Raw genomic sequence first — 25764 nt, forward strand, 5'->3', positions numbered from 1 at the left:
AAAACGGGAGTGTTAAATTTTATACCGAGCAGTAGCAGTGACTTTCTGATCGGTAAAATTACCCTCTAAATATTTTAAATAACCCACAATTGCAATCATCCCTGCATTATCTGTACAATATTCAAACTTTGGAATGTAGGTTTGCCATCCAAATTTTGTTTCGGCTTCTTTTAAAACTTTTCTTATGCCGGAATTAGCCGATACGCCACCTCCAATAGCAACTTGTTTAATACCGGTTTGGTTTACAGCTTGTTTGAGCTTATCCATTAAAATTTCTATAATGGTGTGTTGTACAGAAGCACATAGGTCTGCAATATTATCTTTAATGAAGTCAGGATTTTTTTGTTGCTCTTTCTGTAAAAAGTAAAGAATAGCAGTTTTTAATCCGCTAAAACTAAAATTTAAATCAGCTACTTTTGGTTTTGGGAAATTAAAAGCTTTTGGGTTTCCTTGTTGCGCATATTTATCTATAAGTGGTCCTCCGGGATAGGGTAAACCTAATAATTTTGCAGTTTTATCAAAAGCTTCTCCTACGGCGTCATCTAAAGTTTCGCCAATTACGTACATATCAAAGTAGTTGTTTACTTTGACAATTTGTGTGTGCCCACCACTTATGGTCATCGCTAAAAATGGGAATGAAGGTTTTTTAAAACCTGGCTCATCTATAAAATGGGCTAAAATATGAGCTTGCATATGATTTACTTCAATAAGAGGAATTTGCAAACTCAGAGCTAACGATTTGGCAAACGATGTTCCCACAAGTAAAGAACCTAATAAACCAGGGCCACGAGTAAATGCTATGGCAGATAACTGTTTTTTGTCGATATTTGCTTTAGCCAACGCTTGGTGAACTACGGGCACAATGTTTTGTTGGTGTGCTCTTGATGCTAATTCAGGAACCACACCACCGTATTCTTCGTGTATTTTTTGGCTTGCAGTTACGTTAGAAAGCATTTTACCATCTAACAAAACAGCAGCAGAAGTATCGTCGCAAGACGACTCAATTGCCAATATATATACGTTTGTTTTTTGCATAAGTGCCCGATTGGAATAAAAATTGTTGTGCAAAGGTAAAACATTAGAGCATATCAAAAAATTTAGAAAAATACTGCTAAGAGTACTGCTCTCTGTAATAGGGTTAATGCTCCTTATTACGCTTATTTTATCGTTGCCCGGAGTACAAACTTCTCTCGCAAAATGGGCAACCAACAAGTTAAATACTACCTTTAATACTAATATAACAATAGACCGTTTAAGTGCATCTTTATTTACAGGAAATATGCACTTAAAAGGGGTGTATATAGAAGACTACAAGAAAGATACCCTTATTTATATTGATAAGTTAACTACCTCTTTGGTTAGTGTAAAAAATGCAGTAGATGGCAAGTTAAATTTTGGAAAAATAAAAATTAAAAAACTAAAACTTAATATTAAAACATACCAAGGAGAAACTGATACAAATTTAGACGTTTTTATAGCTAAGTTAGACGATGGAAAACCTGCTTCCGGCGATCCTTTTTTATTAACAGCTACCTCGGTACTTATAGACGATGGTATTTTTAAACTTTATGACGAGAATTTAAATGAACCTCAGATTTTAAACTTTACAAAACTTAATACAGAAGTAACAGATTTTAAGATTTTAGGCCCGGATGTAACAACACAAATAGAACGTTTGTCTTTTTTACATCAAAACGGATTACCGGTAAACAATTTATCAGCCCAATTTGCGTATTCAAAAAAGAATATGATTTTTAATAATTTGTTTATTGTTACTCCGGAATCTAACCTAAAAGGAGATTTAATTTTTTCGTATAACAGAGAAGATTTTAAAGATTTTGTAAACAAAGTACACCTCACCGGAAATTTTAAAGAGTCTGTATTATCGTTTAACGAAATCAATAAATTTTATAACGAATTTGGAGCTACCAAAAAAGTAGCGTTTTCTGCTAAAATAGATGGTGTTTTAAACAATTTTACAGCAACTAATTTAGATTTAACCTCAGAAAACACTCAAATTAAAGGAGACTTTATCTTTAAAAATATTTTTAAAGATGCAGACAACTTCTCTATGCAGGCAGACATTAAGTACTTGTCTTCTAACTACTATCAATTAAAAGAGCTTTTACCTAATATTTTAGGAAATACACTACCTACATCGTTCGAGAAATTTGGTCAATTTAGCATATCCGGTACAACCTTAGTTACTACACACAATATAAATGCCAAATTAAATCTGTTTACAGACTTAGGAACCTGTTTTTCTGATTTGTCGCTTACTAATATAGACAACATAGATAACGCCACATATGTAGGGTACGTTTCTATGCAAGACTTTAATATTGGGGCTTTTATAAACGATGAAAACTTAACTTATGCGAGTTTTGATTTTGAAGTAGATGGAAAAGGATTTACCCAAAAAACACTAAATACAGAGGTTGTTGGAAAAGTTTATAGCCTTGTTTGGAGAGGGTATGATTATAATAACATTGAGGTTTCGGGAGTATTAAAAGATCAGCTTTTTGATGGAAATTTAGTGGTAGACGATTCAAATTTTAAAATGAATTTTAAAGGGCTGGCCGATTTATCTCAAGAAAACAACAAATTTAATTTCATTGCTCAGGTAGATTACGCTAATCTTAAAGCAATGAACATTATTAAAAAAGATAGCGTTGCTGTTTTTAAAGGTAATGTACAAATGGATATAGTGGGTAACTCTATAGACAATACAGCCGGTACAATAACTTTTAAACAAACTAATTATACCAACCCAAACGACAGCTATTATTTTAATGATTTTAACGTTGTTTCTACTTTTAAAGAAGACGGAAGCAGAGAAATTGTTATAAACTCACCAGATATAGTAACCGGAACCATAAAAGGAAAATTTAGCTATAAAGAAATTGGTAAACTGGTTCAGAACTCAGTAGGAAGTATTTATACCAACTACAGTCCGCATAAACTATCTAAAGGGCAGTATTTAGATTTTAATCTAAAAATTTACAACAAGATTATAGAAGTTTTTTATCCTGAATTAGAATTAGGAAAAAATACTGCAATAAGAGGAAGCATGAATGCAGATTCCGGCGATTTTAAATTAAACTTTAAATCGCCAAACATACAATGGGAAGGTAATAAGTTTGAAGTTGTAGATGTTAAAATAGACAATAAAAACCCAATTTTTAACACCTACGTTGCCGTAAATACTATAGATACAGATTATTACAAGGTTTCTGATTTTAATTTAATCAATACCTCATTAAAAGATACACTGTTTTTTAGAACAGAATTTAAAGGAGGCAATAATTTAGAAGATGTTTATAATCTTAACTTTTACCACACTTTTAATGAAAATAACAGATCGGTAGTAGGATTAAAAAAATCTGACGTAACCTTTAAAGGTTTTAAATGGTATTTAAACAAAAACAACGATAGTAAAAATAAGGTTGTATTTAATAAAACGCTAGATTCTATTAAAATAGAGCGTTTAGTTTTAAGTCATAATAACGAACAAATAGATTTAAAAGGTGAGCTTGTTGGTAAAGAATATAAAAATATAGAGCTTCTATTTAATAGTGTATCACTCAATAAAATTACACCGACAATAGAAGGATTGGCTTTAGAAGGATTGATAAACGGTAAATTTAGCCTTTTACAACAAGAAGAAAACTATTTACCTGCCGGAAACCTTAGCATACAAAACTTAGAGGTTAACCAAGCTGTAATGGGTAACTTTAATATGGGTATAGTAGGTAATCAAACCCTGTCTAGTTATGTAGTTAATGCACAGTTAGAAAACAACAACAAGATTAATTTAAGTGCAATAGGCACAATAGAGTATCAGGCAGAAGAAAGCAACAGTAACTTATTATTATCTTTTAATGAGTTTAATATTGCTCCATTTTCTTTATTAGGAGAAGATGCAATTTCAAATATTAGAGGATTTGCTTCCGGTAATGTTAATGTTAGTGGTCCGTTAGGAAGCCCTAAAATGAAAGGAAGTTTAAACTTATTTGAAGCCGGGTTAAAAATACCGTATTTAAATACAGATTACAATTTTCTCTCTCCGGCTAATGTAAATTTATATGATCAAACATTCGAGTTTAACAATATTGTACTTTCAGATGTAGCACATAAAACTAATGCCACCGTAAATGGCACAATTTCTCATACCGATTTTTCTGATTGGTTTTTAAACTTAAGTATAGACACAAATAACAACAGGTTTTTAGTATTAAACACCACGGCATCTGAAGATAAATTGTATTATGGTACTGGTTTTATGAACGGTACAGCCGAAATTTTTGGCGCTACCGATGCACTAACAATTACCGTAAATGCATCAACATCAGAAGGGACATCTTTAAAAATTCCGGTTAGTGATGTTACTGCAATTGGAGACTACTCGTTTATAAACTTTATAAATAAAAATGAGCAGCCCGAAGTTCAACAAGAAAGAGTTTTACAAGATTACCCGGGGTTAGAACTGTATTTTGATTTAGATGTACAACCCAATGCCGAGGTAGAAATTGTAATAGATCAACAAAGCGGAAGCTCTCTAAAAGGTACCGGAGCCGGTAACTTGCTAATAGAGATTAACACCAAAGGTAAATTTAATATGTATGGTGACTTTATTACGTTTACCGGAGAGTATAATTTTAAATATGGTGGTGTAATAGATAAGAAGTTTAAAGTTCGCCCTGGTGGTACTATAAACTGGGAAGGAGATCCGCTTGGAGCTCGTGTAAATATGCAAGCAGTGTATTCGCTTACTGCAAATCCGGCTATATTATTAGAAAATCAAAATTATACCAGACGTATCCCTGTAGATGTTGTTATAAGTTTACAAGAAGAACTTATGCAGCCAGAGTTAGATTTTTCTATAGAGTTTCCGGGCACAAGTAGTATTTTGGTTTCAGAAATGCAATATCAATTAGAAGACCCAGACCAAAGAGAGCGACAAGCATTTTCGTTATTGTATCAGGGTACATTTGCTAATCAATCTATTGTAAATCAGCAAATTGTAGCCGGTAATGTGGTAGAAACAGCAAGTAGTATGGTAAACCAAATGCTATCTACCAATAATAGCAAATTTAATGTAGGATTTAATTATGAGCTCGGGTACAGAGATATTCGTTCAGATATACAAACACAAGATAGAGTTGGGGTTACTTTCTCTACGCAACTAAATGATAAAATTGTAATAAATGGTCAGGTTGGTGTTCCGGTTGGTGTAACAGAAACTGTTGTAGCAGGCGATGTAGAAATGCTTATCAGACTAAATGATGATGGAACACTCAATGCTAGAATATTTAATAAAGAAAACGAGATACAACAGTTTTTGGCAGACAGGCAAGGCTACACACAAGGAGTAGGTTTATCATATCAGGTAGATTTTAATACTTTCCAAGAGCTGTTAGATAAAATATTTATCTCTAAAAAGAAACGAGAAGAGAAGATTAAATTTCAAGAAAAACAAGACTCCCTTACTAAATCACAAGAACCGGACGTTGTAAAAACCATTGGCAATAATTTAATTAAAATTAAAAGCAAAAAAGGCAATCAAAAAGACAACTAGGGTCGGGTTTTTACACTAATAACATGTTTTGATTTTAAAAAATCGTTAAAATTTATTAACGAAAACGTTTGAAAAATAAAACCTTATCCAATTTAGCTTCACAGGTATTACATTTTTAAAATAAGTTTGATAGCTTTACTTTTTTAAATTTTAAAATAGATGTCTAAAAGTATAAAACGAATTGGCGTTTTAACTTCCGGAGGAGATGCTCCGGGGATGAATGCAGCCATCAGATCGGTAGTTAGAACATGTGCCTACCATAATATAGATTGTGTAGGTATTTATAGAGGATACCAAGGAATGATCGAGGCCGATTTTAAGTTAATGAATGCCAGAAGCGTTAATAACATTATAAATAAAGGCGGAACCATTTTAAAATCAGCTCGCTCACAAGAGTTTAGAACCAAAGAAGGAAGAAAAAAAGCCTACAATAATTTGCTTGATTTTGAGATAGATGCGCTTGTGTTAATAGGTGGAGATGGTACATTTACCGGAGGGATGGTTTTTAATAAAGAATTTAAATTTCCGGTTATAGGAATCCCCGGTACAATAGATAACGATATTTACGGAACAAAACACACCTTAGGGTATGATACAGCGTTAAATACTGTTGTAGAAGCTATTGATAAAATTAGAGATACAGCCAGCTCTCATAACAGATTGTTTTTTGTTGAAGTGATGGGAAGAGACGTTGGGCATATAGCATTAAATGCCGGTGTTGGAGCAGGAGCCGAAGAGATTTTAATTCCTGAAGAAGATATGGGCGTAGAGCGTCTGTTAGAATCATTAAAACGAAGCAGAAAATCAGGAAAAACATCAAGCATTGTTGTTGTAGCCGAAGGCGACAAAACCGGTAAGAATGTATTTGAATTAGCTGAATATGTAGAGAAAAATTTACCCGATTACGAGGTAAGAGTTACAGTATTAGGCCATATACAAAGAGGAGGTTCCCCCTCTTGTTACGATAGGGTTTTGGCAAGCCGAATGGGTGTTAAAGCAGTAGAATCTTTATTGGCCGGCAAAACTAATTATATGGTTGGTGTAGTTAACGATCAGATTGTGCTAACACCATTAGACCAAGCCGTTAAAGGCAAATCAGAAATAGATAAAGAACTTATTCGCGTATCAGATATAATGACTACTTAATCAACTTTAAAAATTTTTAAAACAGATAAAAAAATATGTCGACAGTAAAAATTGGAATTAACGGATTCGGAAGAATTGGACGTTTAGTGTTTAGAGCTATTGCACAACGTGATAATGTAGAGGTTGTTGCAATTAACGATTTATTAGATATAGAACATTTAGCATACTTATTAGAGTATGATTCTGTACACGGTAAATTTAACGGTACAATAGAGGTAAAAGATAACAACCTTGTTGTAAATGGTAAACCCATTAGAGTAACTGCAGAGCGCGATCCTAAAAACTTACAATGGGATCAAGTAAATGTAGATGTAGTTGCAGAATGTACCGGTATTTTTACAACACTAGAAACTGCACAACAGCACATAGATGCAGGGGCTAAAAAAGTTGTTATTTCTGCGCCCTCTAAAGATGCTCCAATGTATGTAATGGGAGTGAATCATTTAGAGGTTAAGCCATCAGAAACAATAATATCTAACGCTTCGTGTACAACTAACTGTTTAGCGCCATTAGCTAAAGTATTGCATGATAATTTTGGCATAGAAGAAGGGTTAATGACTACCGTTCATGCAGCTACAGCATCACAACTAACTGTAGATGGCCCATCTAGAAAAGATTACAGAGGTGGACGCAGTGCTTTACTAAACATTATACCGGCATCTACCGGAGCAGCAAAAGCTGTAGCAAAAGTAATTCCGGCCTTAAACGGCAAACTAACCGGGATGGCATTTAGAGTTCCGGTAGCCGATGTATCTGTGGTAGATTTAACAGTAAGATTAGAAAAAGAAACCTCTTTAGAAGAAATAAAAAAGGTAATTAAAGAAGCTTCAGAAACCACCATGAAAGGTATTCTTGGTTTCACAGACGAAGCTGTTGTTTCTCAAGATTTTGTTGGAGAAACAAGAACGTGTGTTTTTGATGCAGAAGCTTGTATAGAGCTAAATAGTAAGTTTTTTAAATTGGTTGCTTGGTATGATAATGAGGCGGGCTACTCTAATAAATTAGTTGATTTAGCAACTTATTTTGGAACACTCTAAAAATTAACTACTTTTAAAAGCTTCAACCCATCGGTTGAAGCTTTATTTTTTAACGTATAAAACATGATTTTAATAGTTGATAGCGGATCTACAAAGTGCGATTGGATTGCTGTAAATAAAGAAGGGCAACAGCTTTTTGAAAAAATTAGAACAAAAGGAATGAATCCAGCTATTTTATCTAAAAAAAAGCTGTTAAAAACCATTAAAAAAAACGATATCCTAAATGATAACAGAACGCAAGTAACTCATGTGTTTTTTTATGGTGCAGGATGCGGCACTGAGCGCCCCAGATTAATGCTTAAAGAACTATTAGAATCTTTTTTTGAAAATGCCAAAGTAGAAGTTAAAGAAGATACATATGCTGCAGTATTTTCTACAATAAGTACTGAAAATGAAGCTGCTGTAGTATGTATTTTAGGAACAGGCTCTAATTGTAGTTATTATGATGGCAACACAATACACCAAAGAGTACACTCTTTAGGATATTCTGTGATGGATGATGCTTCAGGGAATTATTTTGGCAGACAACTTTTACGAGATTACTTTTTTAAACATATGCCGGAGGCCTTGCGTGTTTCTTTTGCAGACCGTTATAATGTAGATTCAGATTTTATAAAGTATAATCTATATAAACAGCCCAACCCTAACGCGTATTTAGCTTCTTTTGCAGAATTCATGTTTTTAAATAAAGATTCAGATTATGTAAAAAACTTAATTCTTAGTGGGATTAGGCTTTTTACTAAAAACATGATTATGCAATTTAAAGATGAACTGGTAACTGCTCCAGTTCATTTTGCTGGTTCTATAGCCTTTTTCTCATCAGATGAAATTAATCAAGTTGCCAGAGAGTTTAATTTTACTGTAGGCAATATAGTTAGAAGACCAATAGAGAAACTGGTAGATTATCACATAAAAAAGCTCAAAGCAGAGTTGTAGTTATTTTACAGCTATCATACTAATTTCTACATTCACAAACTTGGGTAAATTAGCAACTTCTACCGTTTCTCTTGCCGGAGCTGTTGTTTCGTTAAAATAAGATGCATATACAGCATTTACCTCGTTAAAATTATGCATATCGCTTAAAAATATGCTTGTTTTAACTACATTCTCGAAGGTAAGTTCGGCAGCATTTAAAATAGCTTTTAGGTTTTCCATTACCTGTTGGGTTTCTTGTGCTATAGTTTGGTTGTTTAATTGCCCTGTTTTAGGGTTTATGGCAATTTGCCCAGAAATATATAGGGTGTTGTTTGCCCAAACAGCTTGGTTATACGGACCAATAGGAGCAGGAGCTTTATCTGTTTTTATAATTTTTTTCATACTGTAGAATTTAAGTTATAAACGTCTATCGGGTTCGCTTCTTTTTTCCCATTTAATATCGCTAAGTATAGCACTCTTTATTCCTATAAAAAAGAACCAAGAGCTTCTTGCGCTAAACGGCACCCAGTTAAAATTCATTCGCCAACTATCTAAATCACGCTCAAATCTAAATTGTGTATATGTAAAACCTTTGCTTTTAAAATCGTATCCGGATGATATTCCAACACGCCATTTTGGAGCCAGCTCTATATTACCACTAAACATTAGAGAGTTAGTAGAAATTTCGTTTTGTCGTTGAGCGTTACTATATGTTAAGGAGTAAGCAAAACGTAAATCCCAAGGCAGTTTTGTTCTGTAGTATGGGTATTCTGCTGTTTCTCTATCGTCATCGCCCATAGCGGTTTGGTTACTAAAATCTTGAGCTTTCCCAAATAAATCATCTTCACGCCCACCGCTAAGGGTATTATCTATTTGTCTGTTTTGATCATCTTTTTTAGCAAAACTCTTACTGGTAAGAGAGTAGCTTACAGTAAGGTTTGCGTTAGTTAACCTAAATAGGCTACCGCCATTATCAATATTAAAAACATCTATTCTTTGGTTATTTACCCCTAATGCATAGGGGTCTAACGTTGCACCAAAGTTAATATTCATTTTATTGTCTAAAAGCTGAGTTCCACCGGTAACTCTCACAGGGCTTAACGCAAGCGAATCTGCTTCAAAATTGTAGGAAGTAGATAAGTTTAAGTTATTAAGCAGTTTAATTTTTTTAGGCTCTGTAGCAGTAGAGTCTTTGTCTCTAACTTTAGCTTCAATTACATTGCTCAAGCTAAAACTAACAGCGTTAGCATTATTTAATCCGGGAGTACCAAATAAACCACCTTCAAAACGGGTATATTGTCTAATGTCTGTAGGATCTTCAGAGGCTACGTATTCATCATAATATTGGTCTAATCCGGGAGTATAGCCCCAACTAATAGTAGGGCGCATTACGTGCCGTATAGCTTGTATTTTTTTATCTTCACCAAAATTAAAAGTTCCGTATAGTGTAGTACCAATACTTGCACTTAAGTTGTATTTTCCAAACCTATCAAAACCACTTAAAGTGTCAACAGGGACAACTCCTAAAGTAGGGTTGTAGTCTTCTCTTCTTATAGTTTTAAATGTCCATACGTCTTGGTAATTACCTCCAACACTAACGCTAAAATATTTAAACAGTTTAAAGTTGGTACTAATAGGGATGTTGTGCTGCATGCCTACTTTAGCATCGTCAAACATTTCTTTTTTAAAGAAAAGAGAGTCGGTTGTTTCTATTCTGTTTTCTGCTCTTAAATTGTACTGAAAGTTTATATTTTGCAGCATTCCTTTTTTTATACCATCACGCTTTGCAAATGGGAAAATTCTTTCTACACTTGCTTGAAGGGTTGGCAAGGTCATATTTATAGATTCTGTTCTGGTATTTTGAGAGTGCGTTGCCGTAAGGTTAATGTTTACAGAAGGGTAGGCCGGAAAAGTTTTAGAATACGAAATAGACGAGGCTAACGTGTTATTTAAAAAATTAGGGGTGTTAAGTTGGTTTACAGATTGCTGATAGTACCTACTGCTACCCAAGTTTACCGAGGCAGAAAACCTTGAGTTTGGGCTGGCCTTAGCATCTTGAGTATGACTCCATTGTATATTGTAAATTGTGCTTCGGCTGTAATCCGGAAAACCTTTCTGGCTGTTAATTAAATTCTCATACCTAAACCTAAAACTACCTCTAAATCTGTAGCGTAATGCATAATTACTCTCGGCTCTAAACCCATAGCTTCCGTTGGTGTAAATATCTCCTAAAACAGCTAAATCAAAATAATCACTTATAGCAAAGTAATAGCCTCCGTTTTGTATAAAATACCCTCTGTTATTTACCTCACCAAATGTTGGAAAAATAAACCCGGAAGTTCTGCTTTCTGTTAATGGAAAATACGCAAATGGCACACCAATAGGAGTAGGCACATCGGCAATGTACATATTACTTAAACCGGCAATTATTTTCTTTTTAGGAACAAACTTTGCTTTCCTTATTCTAATATAATACTCTGGGTCTTCGGGTGTTTTAGAGGTTGTTAAACGCCCTTCTTTAAAAAAGTAAACAGAATCGTTTTCTTTTTTTGTTATTTCAGCAAAAACATGAACACCACCACCCGTTTGCTGTTCAGATCTAGAGTTCCAAATTAAAGCTTTTTTAGTATCGTAATTAAATCTAATAGAATCCGGATTTACCTGATTGGCAGCTTGTTTAAAATCTGGCAATTGCGTGTAAGCGCCCGTAGAATCTTTTATTCTTCCGGCATAAACCTCACGTTTATCGTAATTTAAAACAATAATTCCGGCTTTTAACTCGGTATCTTGGTAATATACTTCTGCTTGATTGTATAGATGAATTTCTTTCTTTATTTGGTCTATAGTAACCGAATCTTTGGCTTTATAAGTTATTTTACCCAGTAGAGCAGAAGATTTTGGTTTTATAGTGTCTAATTGAGTAGTGTCTGCTTTTTTTGTTGAAAGAACTAACGAGTCTTGAGGTTGATTTTTAGGATTTGTTTGTATAGAATCTGCTACGGCTTTTATGGGCATAGGCTTTTTTGCCGGAAGCTCCTGACCATATAAAGAAAACTTCCAAAGTAGTATAAATAGTGTTAAAAGAGAGTGTAGTTTATTTGTTTGCAAAGCTTTTAATCCTATTTTTGTATAAGAATGGCCTAGTTTTTGGGTGTCAAACTTACGTATATTTTTTTGTCCTACGATAAGAGATTTCAATAAATTTAACTTCGGTTTAGGCCTTAACATACTTGAGAGAAACTTATGAAACACAGAACAATATTTTTTACAGCTGTAACAACGTTAGCGCTACTGTTGGTTTCGTTTACTGCACACAAAAACAACGCCAAACCTAACGATAAGTTTATTGTGGTTTTAGATGCAGGCCATGGCGGGCATGATCCGGGTAACTTAGGTAATGGTTTTAAGGAAAAAGACATTGCTTTAAAAATAGTACTTAAAGTAGGTGAGTTGCTTAAAAATAATAAAGATATTGAAGTTATTTATACTCGAACTAAAGATGTTTTTGTGCCATTAAAAAAAAGGGGAGAGATTGCTAATAAAGCTAAAGCCGATTTGTTTGTTTCTGTACACTGCAATGCCCACGGCTCTAAAGCACACGGAACAGAAACCTTTGTCTTGGGATTACATGCCAACAAGCAAAACTTTGAAGTAGCCAAGAAAGAAAACCAGGTAATATATTTAGAGGAAAACTACGAAAGTACTTATGCAGGCTACGATATTAATTCTCCCGAATCTGTTATAGGGTTAACCATTATGCAAGAAGAGTTTTTAGACCAAAGTATTATGTTAGCCAAGGCTATACAGGATAATTTTGATAAAAAACTTAAACGCGTAAATAGAGGAGTTAAACAAGCCGGATTTATTGTTTTACACCAAACTTACATGCCAAGTGTATTGGTAGAAGCCGGATTTTTATCGTACAGACCCGAAGGAGAATATTTAAATTCAAATAAAGGTCAGCAACAAGTTGCCAAAGCTATCACTGATGCTATTTTACAATACAAAAAGAATATAGAAACCAATGTAGGTTTAGATACCAGTTTTGAAACGGTAAATAATTTGCCTCAAGACCAAGAAAACAACAATCAAACAGAGACACAAACAGAAACCAACACCAATCTGGGTAATGGAAGTGAAGCTGAGCACCATGATACTATAAAAAACACAGAACAAGTAACATTTAGGGTTCAGTTGGCTGCCAGCACAAAAAAAATACCATTAAAACCGGAAAATTTTAAAGGATTAACCAATTTATCTTCAGAAACATACAATAGGTTTTACAGATATATGTATGGTAATACAACCAATTATAAAGAAGCTTTAAAGCTTAAAGAACAAGCTAAAGCCAAAGGTTTTACCTCTTGTTTTATAGTGGCTTATAAAAACGGAAAAAGAGTTCCGGTTACTACACAAATGCAAACAACATCAAATTAGCCTTTATCTTTAAAAAATATTTCTAATTTTGTTGTAAACCAAAAAGCGTACATTTTTGAAACTATCTAGAGAACTTAAAACTGCCGTTATTGTATTAGGCGGAATACTACTGTTTATTTTAGGGTTTAGCTATTTAAAATCTGCATCAATATTTAATAAAAGCCGTACTTTTTATGCTGTTTATAAACATGTGGGAGGCTTATCGTCCGGAACACCTGTAACTATCAACGGTTTTAAGGTCGGAACCATTCAACAAATAAAATTTAAAGACAATAAAGGACATTTAGTTGTAACCTTTACAGTAGATAATGATTTTGAGTTTTCTAAAAACAGTATTGCAGAACTGTACGATACCGGTATTATTGGAGGAAAAAGCATACAAATTATTCCTGTTTTTGATGAAAGTGCTTTGGCACAATCCGGAGACACACTTCCATCTTCTATAAAACCGGGTTTAACAGAGCTGGTTACACAACAATTAACACCATTACAAGAAAAAATTCAGGGGGCTATAACCAGCGCAGATTCTGTTTTGTTAGGAGTAAACAAAGTATTGGATAAAAAAACACGTACCAGTTTACAAGAGGCTATTACAGGATTTAATGATGTAGTTGTTAATTTTAAACAAGCCTCGAGTACTCTAAATAAATTACTGGTAGAAAACCAACAAAACATAGACAGTTCTTTAACTAATATTAATACCCTCACGGCTAATTTTGCAGATATGTCTAAAAAACTATCAGAAGCAGAGTTAGATAAAACTGTTTTGAAGCTACAAGAAACAGTTGCTAACTTAAATGCAGTATTAGCACAAGTAGAAAAAGGAGAGGGTACAATGGGTAAGTTACTTAAAGACGATAAAATGTACAATAATCTCTCTGAAGCCTCAAAACAACTTGAGTTGCTTTTAGAAGATATGCGTTTAAATCCTAAGCGCTATGTTCATTTTTCGCTATTTGGTAAAAAACCTAAACCATATCAAGCGCCAGAAGAGAATAAACAATAACAAGATAACTAACCATTATGAATTACATTCCAAACATACTTTTTGCAGTTGTATTGGTTGCCGGGATTACTTTTTTTACTAGAAATGTAAAAAAGCTAATCAGAAATATTAAACTTGGTAAATCTGTAGATGTTTCTGATAATAAATCAGAACGGTTTAAAAATATGGTTAGAATTGCCCTTGGGCAATCTAAAATGGTGGTTAGACCAATAGCCGGAATACTGCACATAATTGTATATGTAGGGTTTGTTATTATTAATATAGAGGTATTAGAAATTATTATAGACGGCTTATTTGGCACGCATAGAGTATTATCTTTTTTAGGTGGGTTTTATGATTTTTTAATAGCTTCTTTTGAGATTTTAGCCTTATTGGTTATTGTAGCGGTTTTAGTTTTTTGGATTAGAAGAAATATTATTCGTTTACAGCGCTTTATAAAACCAGAAATGAAAGGTTGGCCTGAGAAAGATGCTAACTACATTCTTTATTTTGAGTTTGTTTTAATGGTGTTTTTCTTAACTATGAATGCAGCCGATTTTAAACTGCAACAGTTAGGAGTAGAGCACTATACACAAGCTGGGGCATTTCCGGTAAGTCAGTATATTTTACCATTATTAGACAATTTATCAGAAAGCACTTTAATACTAATAGAGCGCTCTGCATGGTGGCTTCATATAGTTGGTATATTATTATTTTTAAACTACTTATATTACTCTAAGCATTTACATATTTTATTAGCATTCCCAAACACTTATTACGCAAGTGTTAAACCTAAAGGTGCTTTTGATAATTTAGAGTCTGTTACCAACGAGGTAAAGCTTATGATGGATCCTAATGCCGATCCATTTGCTGCCCCTGCGCCCGATGCAAATGAAGCTCCGCCCGAAAAATTTGGAGCATCAGATGTAACCGATTTAAATTGGGTTCAACTATTAAGTGCATACACTTGCACAGAATGTGGTAGATGCACCAGCGAATGCCCTGCTAACCAAACGGGCAAAAAACTATCGCCTCGTAAGATTATGATGGATACGCGCGACAGATTAGAAGAAGTAGGTAAAAATATAGATAAGAATGGGGAGTTTAAAGATGACGGTAAGCAACTTTTAGACAATTACATAACAAGAGAAGAACTTTGGGCCTGTACAACTTGTAATGCATGCGTAGAAGCTTGCCCGGTTAGCATAAACCCACTATCAATAATTTTAGATATGCGCCGCTATTTAGTAATGGAGCAATCTGCAGCCCCTTCAGAGCTTAACGTTATGATGAGCAATATAGAAAATAACGGAGCTCCTTGGCCTTTTAACCAAATGGACAGATTAAACTGGAAAGACGAGTAAACGTGTAACGTTAAAATATCAATGTGCTATGAATAAAGAAGAAGTAGAAAAATTGTTGCACGAAAAGGTAGAAGCCGGAGAACACGTGAGTCCCGTTTTACCTGAAGGCATAAAAAACTATTTAATAGATATAGACGGTACCATTTGCGAAGATATTCCTAACGAAGAACCCGAAAGAATGGCTACTGCAAAGCTATATCCGGATGCTTTACAAACCCTTAATAAGTGGTATGATGAAGGACATATAATTTGCTTTTTTACCTCTAGAACAGAAGCTCACAGAGAAGTTACAGAACAGTGGTTAAAAAAACACGGGTTTAAATATCACAGTTTGCTAATGGGGAAACCCAGAGGAGGTAATTACCATTGGATAGATAATCACTTAGTGAAGGCTACACGCTACAATGGTAAATTTACAGACTTAGTAGAAAAAGAAGTTACCATACAGGTTTTTGATGATGGTAAGCACGATTAAACCAAGTAAGAAATTATAATTTTCAGAAAAATATAAAAATGAGTGATAAAATTGTAGTTCCAACCATGGCTCAAATGCTTGCCGAAGGCAAACAACCTGAGGTTTTATTTTGGGTAGGTTGTGCAGGAAGTTTTGATGATAGAGCCAAAAAAATAACCAAAGCCTTTGTAAAACTACTTAACAAAGCCAACGTTTCATTTGCTGTTTTAGGAACAGAAGAGAGTTGTACCGGAGACCCCGCAAAGCGTGCCGGCAATGAGTTTTTGTTTCAAATGCAAGCTGTTACAAATATTGAAGTTTTAAATGGTTATGGAGTAAAAACTATTGTTACAACGTGTCCGCATTGCTTTAATACCATAAAAAATGAATATCCTTCTTTAGGAGGAGAATATGAAGTATTACACCACACACAATTTCTAAAAAAGTTATTAGAAGAAGGTAAACTAACCGTAGAAGGTGGTAAATTTAAAGGTAAAAGAATCACATTTCACGACCCTTGTTACTTAGGGAGAGCCAACAATGTTTACGAAGCACCAAGAGAATTACTCACAAAATTAGAAGCAGAGTTGGTAGAGATGCGTAAATGTAAAAAACAAGGACTTTGTTGTGGGGCAGGAGGTGCGCAAATGTTTAAAGAACCCGAAAAAGGAGACAAAGATGTTAATGTAGAGCGTACAGAACAAGCCTTAGAAACAAAACCCGATATAATTGCTGCCGGATGCCCGTTTTGTAATACCATGCTAACAGACGGGGTTAAGGCTAAAGAAAAAGAAGCCGATGTTACGGTGTTAGATGTTGCAGAGCTAATTGCTAATGCAGACGATTTATAAAATGAAAGAATTATGTACGTAGATTTTGAATCGTTAAAAGACACTTCTCGAGTTTGGATTTATCAGGCCAATAGAAGTTTTACAGATGAAGAGGTAGAAGAAATAAGCCAAAAACTAAAAGATTTTATAAACCAATGGACTGCCCATGGGGTTGGACTTCATGCTTCATTTCAAATAAAATATAACCGATTTATTGTTATAGCACTAGATCAAGATGTGCAAGAAGCAACCGGTTGCTCTATAGATGCATCGGTACATTTTATACAACAACTAGAGCAAACGTACAACGTTAGTTTATTAGACAAAATGAATGTATCATATAAGCATGGAGACTTTATTGCATACAAGCCTTTAACTGAGTTTAAAAAGATGGCAAAAAACAAATCGGTTTCTCCATCAACTATTGTTTTTAATAATTTAGTAACTAACAAACACGAGTTTGAAACCATTTGGGAAGTTCCGGCAAAAGATAGCTGGCATAGCCGATTTTTTTGATAAAGGTTTGTTAAGATTCTTTTTTTTATAGCATACAATTAAATACATTTGAAAAATAATGCTTTCTGGCATTATTTTTTCTTTTTATACCAGAAACAAAATCCACTATGCATAAAAAGATATTCCTTTTAGCTGTACTTATTTGCAACACGTATGTTTATGCACAAACTCCAGATCCGTTGTTATCTAAAGATGCAGAGCATCAGGCAGTTTGGGTAGATAGTGTTTACAGCGCTTTGTCTTTAAAAGAAAAAATAGGGCAGCTTTTTATGCTTGATGTTTGGTCTGAAAAAGAAAAAGAACATACAGACAGAATAAAAAAACTTATTACAGAATACGGGCTTGGAGGCGTAATTTTCTCAAGAGGGGGTCCGCACAGGCAAGCTGTGCTTACAAACCAATATCAAGAGTTGGCTAAAGTACCTCTATTAGTTGCTATGGATGCAGAGTGGGGCTTGGCTATGCGCTTAGATTCTACGTTTGCCTATCCGTGGTCAATGACGCTTGGAGCAGTAGAAAATAATACTCTAATAGAAAATGTTGGGTATAGAATGGGACTACATGCAAAACGAATGGGTGTACACATTAGTTTCTCTCCTGTTGTAGATATTAATACAAATCCTAAAAACCCAATTATAGGAAACAGATCGTTTGGTGAAGACAAAGACAATGTTACGCAAAAAGGAGTTGCGCTAATGCAGGGGCTACAGCGAGCCGGAGTTTTAGCATGCGGAAAACACTTTCCGGGGCATGGCGATACCGACCAAGATTCTCATAAAACATTACCAACTATAAATTTTACAGCTTCTAGAATAGATAGTGTAGAACTATACCCTTATAAAAATCTCATTCAGCAAGGACTGGCCAGTGTAATGGTTGCACATTTAAATGTACCCAGCTTAGAGTTTAGAGATGGCTACCCTTCATCAATATCAAAAAACATTGTAACCAATATTTTAAAAGAGAGGCTGGCTTTTAAAGGACTCATTTTTACTGATGCACTTAATATGAAAGGGGCATCTAACTTTTCGAGTCCCGGAGAGATAGATTTAGCAGCTTTTATAGCAGGTAATGATGTTCTGTTAATTTCTGAAGATGTACCAAAAGCTATTGCTAAAATTGAAGAAGCATACAAATCTGGATTAGTAACCGAAGAACGATTAGCGCACTCGGTAAAAAAAATACTTAAAGCAAAGTATAAAGTTGGATTACATAATTATAAACCCATACGCCACGAGAATTTATTCAGAGAACTAAACACGCTTCAAGATTCAATTTTACACGAAGAAGTTATTGAAAATGCAATAACAGTTGTAAAAAACAGCAATAACCTAATACCATTTACTAATCTCGATAAAAAACGAATTGCCTATGTAGGTTTTGGAGATGATAGAGGAGAAACTTTTGTTAAAACATTAAAAAAATATACGGCAGTTAATGTTTTAAAAACCGATAACCTTTCAAGTGTTATAAACCAGTTAAAAAATTATAACACGGTGATTGTTGGATTACACAGAAGTAATGATAACCCCTGGAAGGCATATAAATTTACAGATAAAGAACTGGTTTGGTTAAATGAAATTGCTAGAGAAAAAAAAGTTGTATTAACCACTTTTGTAAAACCATATGCTTTATTAGATGTTCCATCATTTTCAAACATCGAAGCGGTTGTAGTGGCTTACCAAAACAGTATTGTAGCTCAAGAGAAAGCAGCACAAATATTATTTGGAGCACTTCCTGCAAAAGGCAAGCTGCCTGTAACAGCGCATCCAGATTTTCCTGTAAACTCCAGTATAAAAACCGTATCGTTATCTCGTTTAGGATATACCATTCCGGAGCGAGTTCAGGTAAGCTCTGTTGCTTTGCAAAAAATTGATTCTGTTGTTACTTCTGCTATTGCTAACCAAGAGATGCCCGGAGCACAGGTATTGGTGGCCAGAAAAGGAAAAGTAATTTACAATAAAGCTTTTGGTAAACCTACATACAAATCAAATCAAAAAATAACCGAAGAACATATATATGATGTAGCTTCTTTAACTAAAATACTAGCAACATTACCCTTAGTAATGAAGTTAGAAGAAGCAGGTGTTTTAAGTCTTGAAACCAAATTAGGAGATTTACTTCCGGAATTGCGTAAAACAAACAAGAAAAATTTGTCGTTGCTTGAGGTTTTATCGCATTATGGCAGATTAAAACCATGGATTCCTTTTTATTTAGAAACACTAAATGAAGCAACAAAAAAGCCATCGACAAAGTATTATGCAAAACAACCTAAGGGTAAATTTACAGTGAAGGTTACCAATAATTTATACATGCGTGAAGATTATGTAGATTCTATGCTTGTTAAAATTGCCGAGACAGATTTGCTTGCAAGAAAACAGTATAGGTACAGCGATTTACCCTATTATTTACTTAAAAAATTTATTGAAAATTATTACAAAAAACCTTTAAATGAACTCGCTCAAGAGTTTTTTTATAAACCAATTGGAGCTAATTACACGTCTTATTTACCATTAGAAAAGTTTCCGAGAGGGCAAATTGTACCAACAGAAGAAGACACTTACTTTAGGCATCAAACAATACATGGTTATGTACACGATATGGGTGCAGCCATGCAAGGAGGTGTAGGAGGTCATGCCGGATTATTTAGTAATGCTAATGATATTGCAAAACTTATGCAGCTGTACCTTCAAGATGGTTTTTATGGCGGTAAACGATACTTTAAAACCAGTACAATTGCTAAGTTTAATGTGTGTTATTTTTGTAAAGAAAATGTTAGAAGAGGCGTTGGATTTGATAAACCTCAGTTAGAAGATCCGGGCCCTACATGCGGATGCGTTTCCATGTCGAGTTTTGGGCACAGTGGTTTTACCGGCACATACGCTTGGGCAGATCCGGAGAAAGAGCTCATCTATGTGTTTTTATCAAATAGAACGTATCCAACCATGGAAAACAGAAAATTAATAGAAAATGGTACAAGAACTGTAATACAGCAGCTTATTTACGACTCATTGTTAGATTAATTACATTTAGAATTCATGAAAATTGCAATAGTTTGTTATCCAACCTTTGGCGGAAGTGGCGTTGTAGCTACAGAACTTGGTATTGCCTTGGCTAATAGAGGGCATGAAGTTCATTTTATAACCTATAAACAGCCCGTTAGGTTGGCGTTACTTAGCAGTAATATTCATTTTCATGAAGTTCACGTACCGGAATACCCTTTATTTCATTACCAACCCTACGAGCTTGCATTATCAAGTAAGCTGGTTGACATGATAAAGCTTCATAAAATTGAGCTTTTGCATGTACATTATGCCATACCTCATGCATATGCCGGGTATATGGCCAAAAAAATACTAGAAGAATCCGGAGTATATGTACCAATGGTTACAACACTTCACGGAACCGATATTACTCTAGTTGGAAATCATCCGTTTTATAAACCGGCAGTAACTTTTAGTATAAATCAATCAGATGTAGTTACTTCTGTTTCTAATAGTCTTAAAGAAGATACGTTACGATTATTCAGTATAAATAAAGAGATTGATGTTATTCCTAATTTTATAGATACAAGTAAATATGCTTCTAAATTTACAGATTGCCAAAGAAGCATAATGGCATCAGAAAACGAGAAAATAATAACCCACATAAGTAATTTCAGGAAGGTTAAACGAATACCGGATGTAATTCAGATATTTTTTAAAATACAACAACAAATACCTTCTAAGCTAATTCTTGTTGGCGAAGGACCTGAAAAAGAAAAAGCCGAAAACTTATGTAAAAAACTTGGCATACAAAACAAAGTATTGTTTTTAGGAAATAGTGATGAGGTTGATAAGATTTTGTGCTTTTCAGATTTATTTTTACTTCCTTCAGAAACAGAGAGCTTTGGGTTAGCAGCATTAGAAGCTATGATTAATAAAACACCGGTAATATCCAGTAATACCGGAGGAATACCTGAAGTTAACAAACACAATGAAACAGGATTTTTAAGTAATGTAGGTGATGTAGAAGAAATGGCAAAAAATGCCATTTATATTCTTGAAAACGAAGAACGTTTAAACACCTTTAAAAAACAAGCGTATAACTGGGCAAAACAGTTTGATATAAATACAATTGTACCGCTTTACGAAAAAATCTACGAAAAGGCATTTAAAACCATTCCGTAAACAAACTTTTTTGGTTATTTTTAAAATGTAAAAAAGTAATAGCACTCTTTTTTAATAAACTCCCCAAACTTTTAGCATTTATTTTTTGCAAATGCAGTAATTGCTAGGCGGCTTTTAGTGTATTTGGTAGAATAATTTTGCTTACTAAGCAGTAATATGCAAAATTTATAAACTATTATTAACCAAAACTTTTGCTTTACCTTTTATGGTTATACTGGGCTTAAACTACTACTTTCACGACTCTACCGCATGTATTGTTAAAGATGGAGAATTGCTTGCTGCAATAGAAGAAGAACGATTAAACAGAGATAAGCATACACGAGTTTTCCCGCAACTGGCAATAGATAGATGCTTAAAGATTGCCAATTTAGATTATAATCAAATAGACCATATAGCTGTATCTATTAAACCCACACATAATTTAGGCAAGAAATTATGGCATTGTGCTACAAACTTAAAGAGTTTTAAGCCATTTGTTAATCACGAGTTTGTTCATGCGTATAACAAACAAAAAAGCTTTTGGAATTGGTACAAATACCATTGGGAAAACAAAAATAACGGCCCGAAAGTACATTTTATTCCACATCATTTTAGTCATGCTCCAGGCTCGTTTTATGTGTCGCCATATCAAGAAGCAGCATTATTAGGAGTAGATGGTTCTGGTGAATGGGCTACAACGTGGCTTGGTTATGGTAAAGAGAATACTGTTAAGTGTTTAGGAGAAAGTTTTTTTCCACATTCATTAGGTTCTTTTTATGAATCTGTAACACAATTTTGTGGTTTTAGAACCAGTTACGATGAAGGTAAAACAATGGGTTTAGCACCAATGGGAGACCCTAATGTTTATTATGATGAGGTAAGTAAAATGGTTAAAGTAGATAAGAATGGTCAATTACATTTTGATCTTAGCTACTTTAATTTTCAGAATATGAGTTGGAAGCGCTTGTCTCCAAAGTTTTATAAAATTTTTGGCGAAGGCAGAAAGCATGGAGAGCCTTTTAAAGAGCGCCATAAAAATGTTGCAGCAGCTTTTCAAAAAGTATTAGAAAATAGAGTTTTAGAAATTTGTAATATACTTCATAAAAAAACTCAAGCAGCGTATTTAGTAATTTCCGGAGGGGTATCACTAAACAGTGTAATGAATGGTAGAATTGTTAGAGAAAGTGCCTTTAAAGATGTGTATGTGATGCCTGCTGCAGGAGATAATGGTACTGCAATAGGGGCAGCATATTACTTGTATAATGGTATTTTTAATAACCCTAGAACGTATGTGCATAATAATCCGTACGTAGGAACCTCGTACACAAATCAAGAAATAAAAAAAGTTTTAGACGGGGCTAAACTAACATATGAATACCACGAAGATATTTGCGAAATTGCAGCTACTCTTTTAGAAGAAGGTAAAATTATAGGCTGGTTTCAAGACAGAATGGAAATAGGACCGAGAGCATTAGGAAGTAGAAGCATACTTGCCAACCCTGCTTTTCCGCAAATGAAAGATAAAATTAATGCAGAAGTTAAGTTTAGAGAAGCCTACAGGCCTTTTGCACCATCTGCTATTGTTGAAGCTAAAAACGACTTTTTTGATTTACAAGTAGAAGCTCCTTTTATGCTTAAAGTTTGTAATGTTTTAAAAGAAAAGCAACAAGTAATACCGGCCGTAACACATGTAGATGGTAGCGCAAGATTACAAACTGTACGTAAAGAGTTGCACCCGAAATACTATAATTTAATAAAAACTTTGGGAGATAAAACAGGCGTACCGGTGGTTTTAAACACAAGCTTTAACATTCAAGGAGAACCGGTAGTAGAATCTCCTAAAGATGCCATCAGATGCTTTTTTTCGACTGGTTTAGACGCTTTGGTTATAGGTAACTATTTATTATTCAAATAAGTTTAAAAAATTAAGCTTACACCAACTTTATGCTTTTTAACTCAATTGAATACTTTCTTTTTTTACCTCTTGTTTACCTACTGTATTGGTTAGTTTTTAACAAGAGCTTACGCTACCAAAACATTATGCTTTTGGTTGCCAGTTATGTTTTTTATGGTTGGTGGGACTGGCGTTTTCTGTCGCTTATTCTATGTAGCACAATTGTTGATTTTTTTGTAGGACAAAAAATCCATAACACCCAAAACGTTAAACTTAAAAAGTACTGGTTATGGGTTAGTGTTGTGTTTAATGTAGGGTTATTGGGGTTCTTTAAATACTTTAACTTTTTTATTGATTCTTGGATTAATTTGCTTCAAGCAATAGGATTTCAAACTAATTATACTTGGACATTACAGATTGTTTTACCGGTTGGTATTTCATTTTACACATTCCAAACTATGTCCTATTCATTTGATATTTATTATAAGAGAATAGAGCCTACTAAAAAATTTATTGCATTTGCAGCCTTTGTTGCGTTTTTCCCTCAGCTAGTAGCCGGACCCATTGAGCGAGCTTCAAATTTACTATCTCAAATAACCAATAAACGTAACTTTAATTATGAGCAACATGTACAAGGAATTAAACTCATACTTTGGGGTTTATTTAAAAAGCTGGTGATAGCCGATAGTATTGCTCCTATGGTTGATGATATTTTTGCCAATTACTCTAACTATCCGGCATCAACCTTAATTCTGGGAGTAACATTATTTAGTTTTCAGGTTTATGGTGATTTTAGTGGTTATTCAGATATTGCTATAGGGACAGCAAAAATGTTTGGAGTAGAGTTAATGTCTAACTTTAAATTTCCTAATTTCTCAAGAAATGTAGCAGAATATTGGCAACGATGGCACATTTCTTTATCTACTTGGTTTAGGCACTACATGTATATACCCATGGGTGGATCTCGAGTAAGTAAACTTAAATCTGTTAGAAATATAATTGTAATTTTTTTAGTTAGTGGATTTTGGCACGGAGCAAATTGGACTTTCATTTTCTGGGGTGCTTTTCATGCATTAGCTTACATTCCTGTATTTTTAATGGGAAGAAATACTATTTACAAAAATAACGTAGTTGCGCAAAACAGTTATTTACCTTCTATTGTAGAAATAGGGCAGATTTTGCTAACATTTTCTATTGTTACTTTTTCTAGAATCTTTTTTAGATCAGAATCAATTACAGATGCTTTTGAGTTTATAAAAACTATAATTACAGATTTTTCCTTTGAAGCCTATACGCATCCACTAGGATATAGACTTATAGATTATTTTCTTTTGTTGGGAACTTTTGTATTATACGAATTTAGAATTAGAAAGGATGAACGTTCTCCGTTTCCGTTTAAATCTAAAATAGTAAGGTTTATAGCCTATTCTGTTGTAATTTTATTAATACTAATGTTTTACGATAGTGGTTTTGATAGATCATTTATTTACTTTCAATTTTAAAGTATATGAAAAAATTAATGCTAAAATGCGTTCTTTACTCATTCCTTTTACTGTTAGCTTTAGAAGGATGGGTAAGATTATTGCATTTAAGCAAAGATAGCCCTGTGCGATTTGTTGATGAAAAAAAGGTAGAAAAATGGTATCCGAATCAAAATGGGCATGCTGTAACCGGAAATAGAAGACAAAATTTTTCTGAATACAGAATTAATAAATCGGGATTTAATTCTTACAGAGAGTTTACACCCAGTCAGGATAAAATAGAAGTAGCCTTAGTAGGCGATTCTTTTATAGAAGGATTTCATCAGCATTACTACAACTCTATAGGAAAAAAAATAGAGAATAAACTCCCAGGGATAGAGGTTTATGAATATGGTTATGCAGGGTATGACTTTGCCGATCAGATTCACCTTGTACATGCTTATAAAGAGCAATTTGAGTTAATAGATGTAGTGATTTTTGGAATAAAATTTTCTAATGATTTAACGCGAGGAGAATACAATATTATTCCAGACAGATTAAAGTTTAGTAAACCACCGTATAAATGGCTAACCTACAGTAAATTGTTGGTTTATGCTCAAAACATAGGTGCTTTTGATGCCCCAAAGAGGCTAATATCTAATATGTTATCTATGCTTAAACCAGCACGTAAAGCAGTAAAAAATAATGTTAAAGAGGCAGAATTAGAAAGACAATACATAGCAAATTTTGAATCGCTTATAGAAACTTATGGGTTCAATAAAGATAAATATGTATTTTTATTAGATAGTGGTATAACAAGCCCTCAATTTATTGAGTATTTGATTCGTAATAATTACAAGTATATAGATATCGGACCAGCTTTAGAAAGAGCATCCAAACCTACAACTTTAATTTACGATAAACATTGGAACAACTACGGAAGAACAATAGTAGCTTCTGAAATAACTAAATACCTTCGGCAATACAATTTAAAGTGATA

General features: G+C 33.9%; 18 protein-coding genes. 15 read left to right on the forward strand and 3 right to left on the reverse strand.

The window, feature by feature from the left end:
* Positions 1-12 precede the first annotated feature (12 nt).
* Positions 13-1035, reverse strand: coding sequence for a tRNA (adenosine(37)-N6)-threonylcarbamoyltransferase complex transferase subunit TsaD (gene tsaD, locus ACZ5CF_RS07245; RefSeq protein WP_464578539.1), 1023 nt, complete (start codon positions 1033-1035; stop codon positions 13-15).
* A 106-nt stretch (positions 1036-1141) separates the two neighbouring features.
* On the opposite strand from tsaD, the gene ACZ5CF_RS07250 reads away from it, so the two are divergent.
* From ACZ5CF_RS07250 to ACZ5CF_RS07265, 4 genes are all read left to right on the forward strand, one after another.
* Positions 1142-5578, forward strand: coding sequence for a translocation/assembly module TamB domain-containing protein (locus ACZ5CF_RS07250; RefSeq protein ID WP_464578540.1), 4437 nt, complete (start codon positions 1142-1144; stop codon positions 5576-5578).
* Between the two features lie 159 nt (positions 5579-5737).
* The gene (gene pfkA, locus ACZ5CF_RS07255; protein WP_464578541.1) at positions 5738-6724 is read left to right on the forward strand and encodes a 6-phosphofructokinase; all 987 of its coding nucleotides are present in this window, start codon (positions 5738-5740) and stop codon (positions 6722-6724) included.
* A gap of 35 nt (positions 6725-6759) precedes the next feature.
* Positions 6760-7761 (forward strand): type I glyceraldehyde-3-phosphate dehydrogenase, encoded by a 1002-nt coding sequence (gene gap, locus ACZ5CF_RS07260; protein WP_464578542.1) that lies wholly within the window; start codon positions 6760-6762, stop codon positions 7759-7761.
* A gap of 63 nt (positions 7762-7824) precedes the next feature.
* Positions 7825-8697, forward strand: coding sequence for an N-acetylglucosamine kinase (locus ACZ5CF_RS07265; RefSeq protein ID WP_464578543.1), 873 nt, complete (start codon positions 7825-7827; stop codon positions 8695-8697).
* Here the strand turns inward: ACZ5CF_RS07265 and ACZ5CF_RS07270 are convergent, their stop codons facing one another.
* Positions 8698-9078 (reverse strand): RidA family protein, encoded by a 381-nt coding sequence (locus tag ACZ5CF_RS07270; RefSeq protein ID WP_464578544.1) that lies wholly within the window; start codon positions 9076-9078, stop codon positions 8698-8700.
* A 15-nt stretch (positions 9079-9093) separates the two neighbouring features.
* Positions 9094-11691: a putative LPS assembly protein LptD gene (locus tag ACZ5CF_RS07275; RefSeq protein ID WP_464580843.1), complete on the reverse strand. Its 2598-nt coding sequence runs from the start codon at positions 11689-11691 to the stop codon at positions 9094-9096.
* Positions 11692-11919: 228 nt separating this feature from the next.
* Between ACZ5CF_RS07275 and ACZ5CF_RS07280 the strand changes: the two genes are divergently transcribed.
* From ACZ5CF_RS07280 to ACZ5CF_RS07330, 11 genes are all read left to right on the forward strand, one after another.
* Complete coding sequence (locus ACZ5CF_RS07280) at positions 11920-13113, forward strand: N-acetylmuramoyl-L-alanine amidase (protein WP_464578545.1); 1194 nt, start codon at positions 11920-11922, stop codon at positions 13111-13113.
* A gap of 55 nt (positions 13114-13168) precedes the next feature.
* Complete coding sequence (locus tag ACZ5CF_RS07285) at positions 13169-14119, forward strand: MlaD family protein (protein ID WP_464578546.1); 951 nt, start codon at positions 13169-13171, stop codon at positions 14117-14119.
* A gap of 17 nt (positions 14120-14136) precedes the next feature.
* Positions 14137-15462: a 4Fe-4S dicluster domain-containing protein gene (locus ACZ5CF_RS07290; RefSeq protein WP_464578547.1), complete on the forward strand. Its 1326-nt coding sequence runs from the start codon at positions 14137-14139 to the stop codon at positions 15460-15462.
* A 28-nt stretch (positions 15463-15490) separates the two neighbouring features.
* Positions 15491-15937: an LNS2 domain-containing protein gene (locus ACZ5CF_RS07295; protein ID WP_464578548.1), complete on the forward strand. Its 447-nt coding sequence runs from the start codon at positions 15491-15493 to the stop codon at positions 15935-15937.
* 38 nt (positions 15938-15975) lie between these two features.
* A complete protein-coding gene (locus tag ACZ5CF_RS07300; protein WP_464578550.1) occupies positions 15976-16767 on the forward strand; it encodes a (Fe-S)-binding protein in 792 nt (263 codons plus the stop codon).
* Between the two features lie 12 nt (positions 16768-16779).
* Positions 16780-17262: an ABC transporter ATPase gene (locus ACZ5CF_RS07305; RefSeq protein WP_464578551.1), complete on the forward strand. Its 483-nt coding sequence runs from the start codon at positions 16780-16782 to the stop codon at positions 17260-17262.
* Between the two features lie 107 nt (positions 17263-17369).
* Positions 17370-20285, forward strand: a complete 2916-nt coding sequence (locus ACZ5CF_RS07310; protein WP_464578552.1) for a glycoside hydrolase family 3 N-terminal domain-containing protein — start codon at positions 17370-17372, stop codon at positions 20283-20285.
* Positions 20286-20300: 15 nt separating this feature from the next.
* Positions 20301-21431: an N-acetyl-alpha-D-glucosaminyl L-malate synthase BshA gene (gene bshA, locus ACZ5CF_RS07315; protein ID WP_464578553.1), complete on the forward strand. Its 1131-nt coding sequence runs from the start codon at positions 20301-20303 to the stop codon at positions 21429-21431.
* A 205-nt stretch (positions 21432-21636) separates the two neighbouring features.
* On the forward strand, positions 21637-23325 hold the full coding sequence (locus ACZ5CF_RS07320) for a carbamoyltransferase family protein (protein ID WP_464578555.1): 1689 nt from the start codon (positions 21637-21639) through the stop codon (positions 23323-23325).
* Between the two features lie 125 nt (positions 23326-23450).
* A complete protein-coding gene (locus tag ACZ5CF_RS07325; protein WP_464578556.1) occupies positions 23451-24806 on the forward strand; it encodes an MBOAT family O-acyltransferase in 1356 nt (451 codons plus the stop codon).
* A gap of 5 nt (positions 24807-24811) precedes the next feature.
* Entirely contained in the window at positions 24812-25762 is a 951-nt protein-coding gene (locus ACZ5CF_RS07330; protein WP_464578557.1) for a hypothetical protein, read from the forward strand.
* Positions 25763-25764: the final 2 nt, after the last annotated feature.

This window comes from Lutaonella thermophila (assembly GCF_055387725.1).

Excerpts from the sequence above, each read along its gene's own strand:
- ACZ5CF_RS07290 (WP_464578547.1), top strand. The coding sequence starts at position 14,137 with ATGAATTACATTCCAAACATACTTTTTGCAGTTGTATTGGTTGCCGGG.
- ACZ5CF_RS07265 (WP_464578543.1), top strand. The coding sequence starts at position 7,825 with ATGATTTTAATAGTTGATAGCGGATCTACAAAGTGCGATTGGATTGCT.
- ACZ5CF_RS07305 (WP_464578551.1), top strand. The coding sequence starts at position 16,780 with ATGTACGTAGATTTTGAATCGTTAAAAGACACTTCTCGAGTTTGGATT.
- bshA (WP_464578553.1), top strand. The coding sequence starts at position 20,301 with ATGAAAATTGCAATAGTTTGTTATCCAACCTTTGGCGGAAGTGGCGTT.
- ACZ5CF_RS07310 (WP_464578552.1), top strand. The coding sequence starts at position 17,370 with ATGCATAAAAAGATATTCCTTTTAGCTGTACTTATTTGCAACACGTAT.
- ACZ5CF_RS07320 (WP_464578555.1), top strand. The coding sequence starts at position 21,637 with ATGGTTATACTGGGCTTAAACTACTACTTTCACGACTCTACCGCATGT.
- ACZ5CF_RS07295 (WP_464578548.1), top strand. The coding sequence starts at position 15,491 with ATGAATAAAGAAGAAGTAGAAAAATTGTTGCACGAAAAGGTAGAAGCC.
- ACZ5CF_RS07300 (WP_464578550.1), top strand. The coding sequence starts at position 15,976 with ATGAGTGATAAAATTGTAGTTCCAACCATGGCTCAAATGCTTGCCGAA.
- tsaD (WP_464578539.1), bottom strand. The coding sequence starts at position 1,035 with ATGCAAAAAACAAACGTATATATATTGGCAATTGAGTCGTCTTGCGAC.
- ACZ5CF_RS07330 (WP_464578557.1), top strand. The coding sequence starts at position 24,812 with ATGAAAAAATTAATGCTAAAATGCGTTCTTTACTCATTCCTTTTACTG.
- ACZ5CF_RS07270 (WP_464578544.1), bottom strand. The coding sequence starts at position 9,078 with ATGAAAAAAATTATAAAAACAGATAAAGCTCCTGCTCCTATTGGTCCG.
- gap (WP_464578542.1), top strand. The coding sequence starts at position 6,760 with ATGTCGACAGTAAAAATTGGAATTAACGGATTCGGAAGAATTGGACGT.
- ACZ5CF_RS07280 (WP_464578545.1), top strand. The coding sequence starts at position 11,920 with ATGAAACACAGAACAATATTTTTTACAGCTGTAACAACGTTAGCGCTA.
- ACZ5CF_RS07250 (WP_464578540.1), top strand. The coding sequence starts at position 1,142 with ATGCTCCTTATTACGCTTATTTTATCGTTGCCCGGAGTACAAACTTCT.
- ACZ5CF_RS07325 (WP_464578556.1), top strand. The coding sequence starts at position 23,451 with ATGCTTTTGGTTGCCAGTTATGTTTTTTATGGTTGGTGGGACTGGCGT.
- pfkA (WP_464578541.1), top strand. The coding sequence starts at position 5,738 with ATGTCTAAAAGTATAAAACGAATTGGCGTTTTAACTTCCGGAGGAGAT.
- ACZ5CF_RS07275 (WP_464580843.1), bottom strand. The coding sequence starts at position 11,691 with ATGCCCATAAAAGCCGTAGCAGATTCTATACAAACAAATCCTAAAAAT.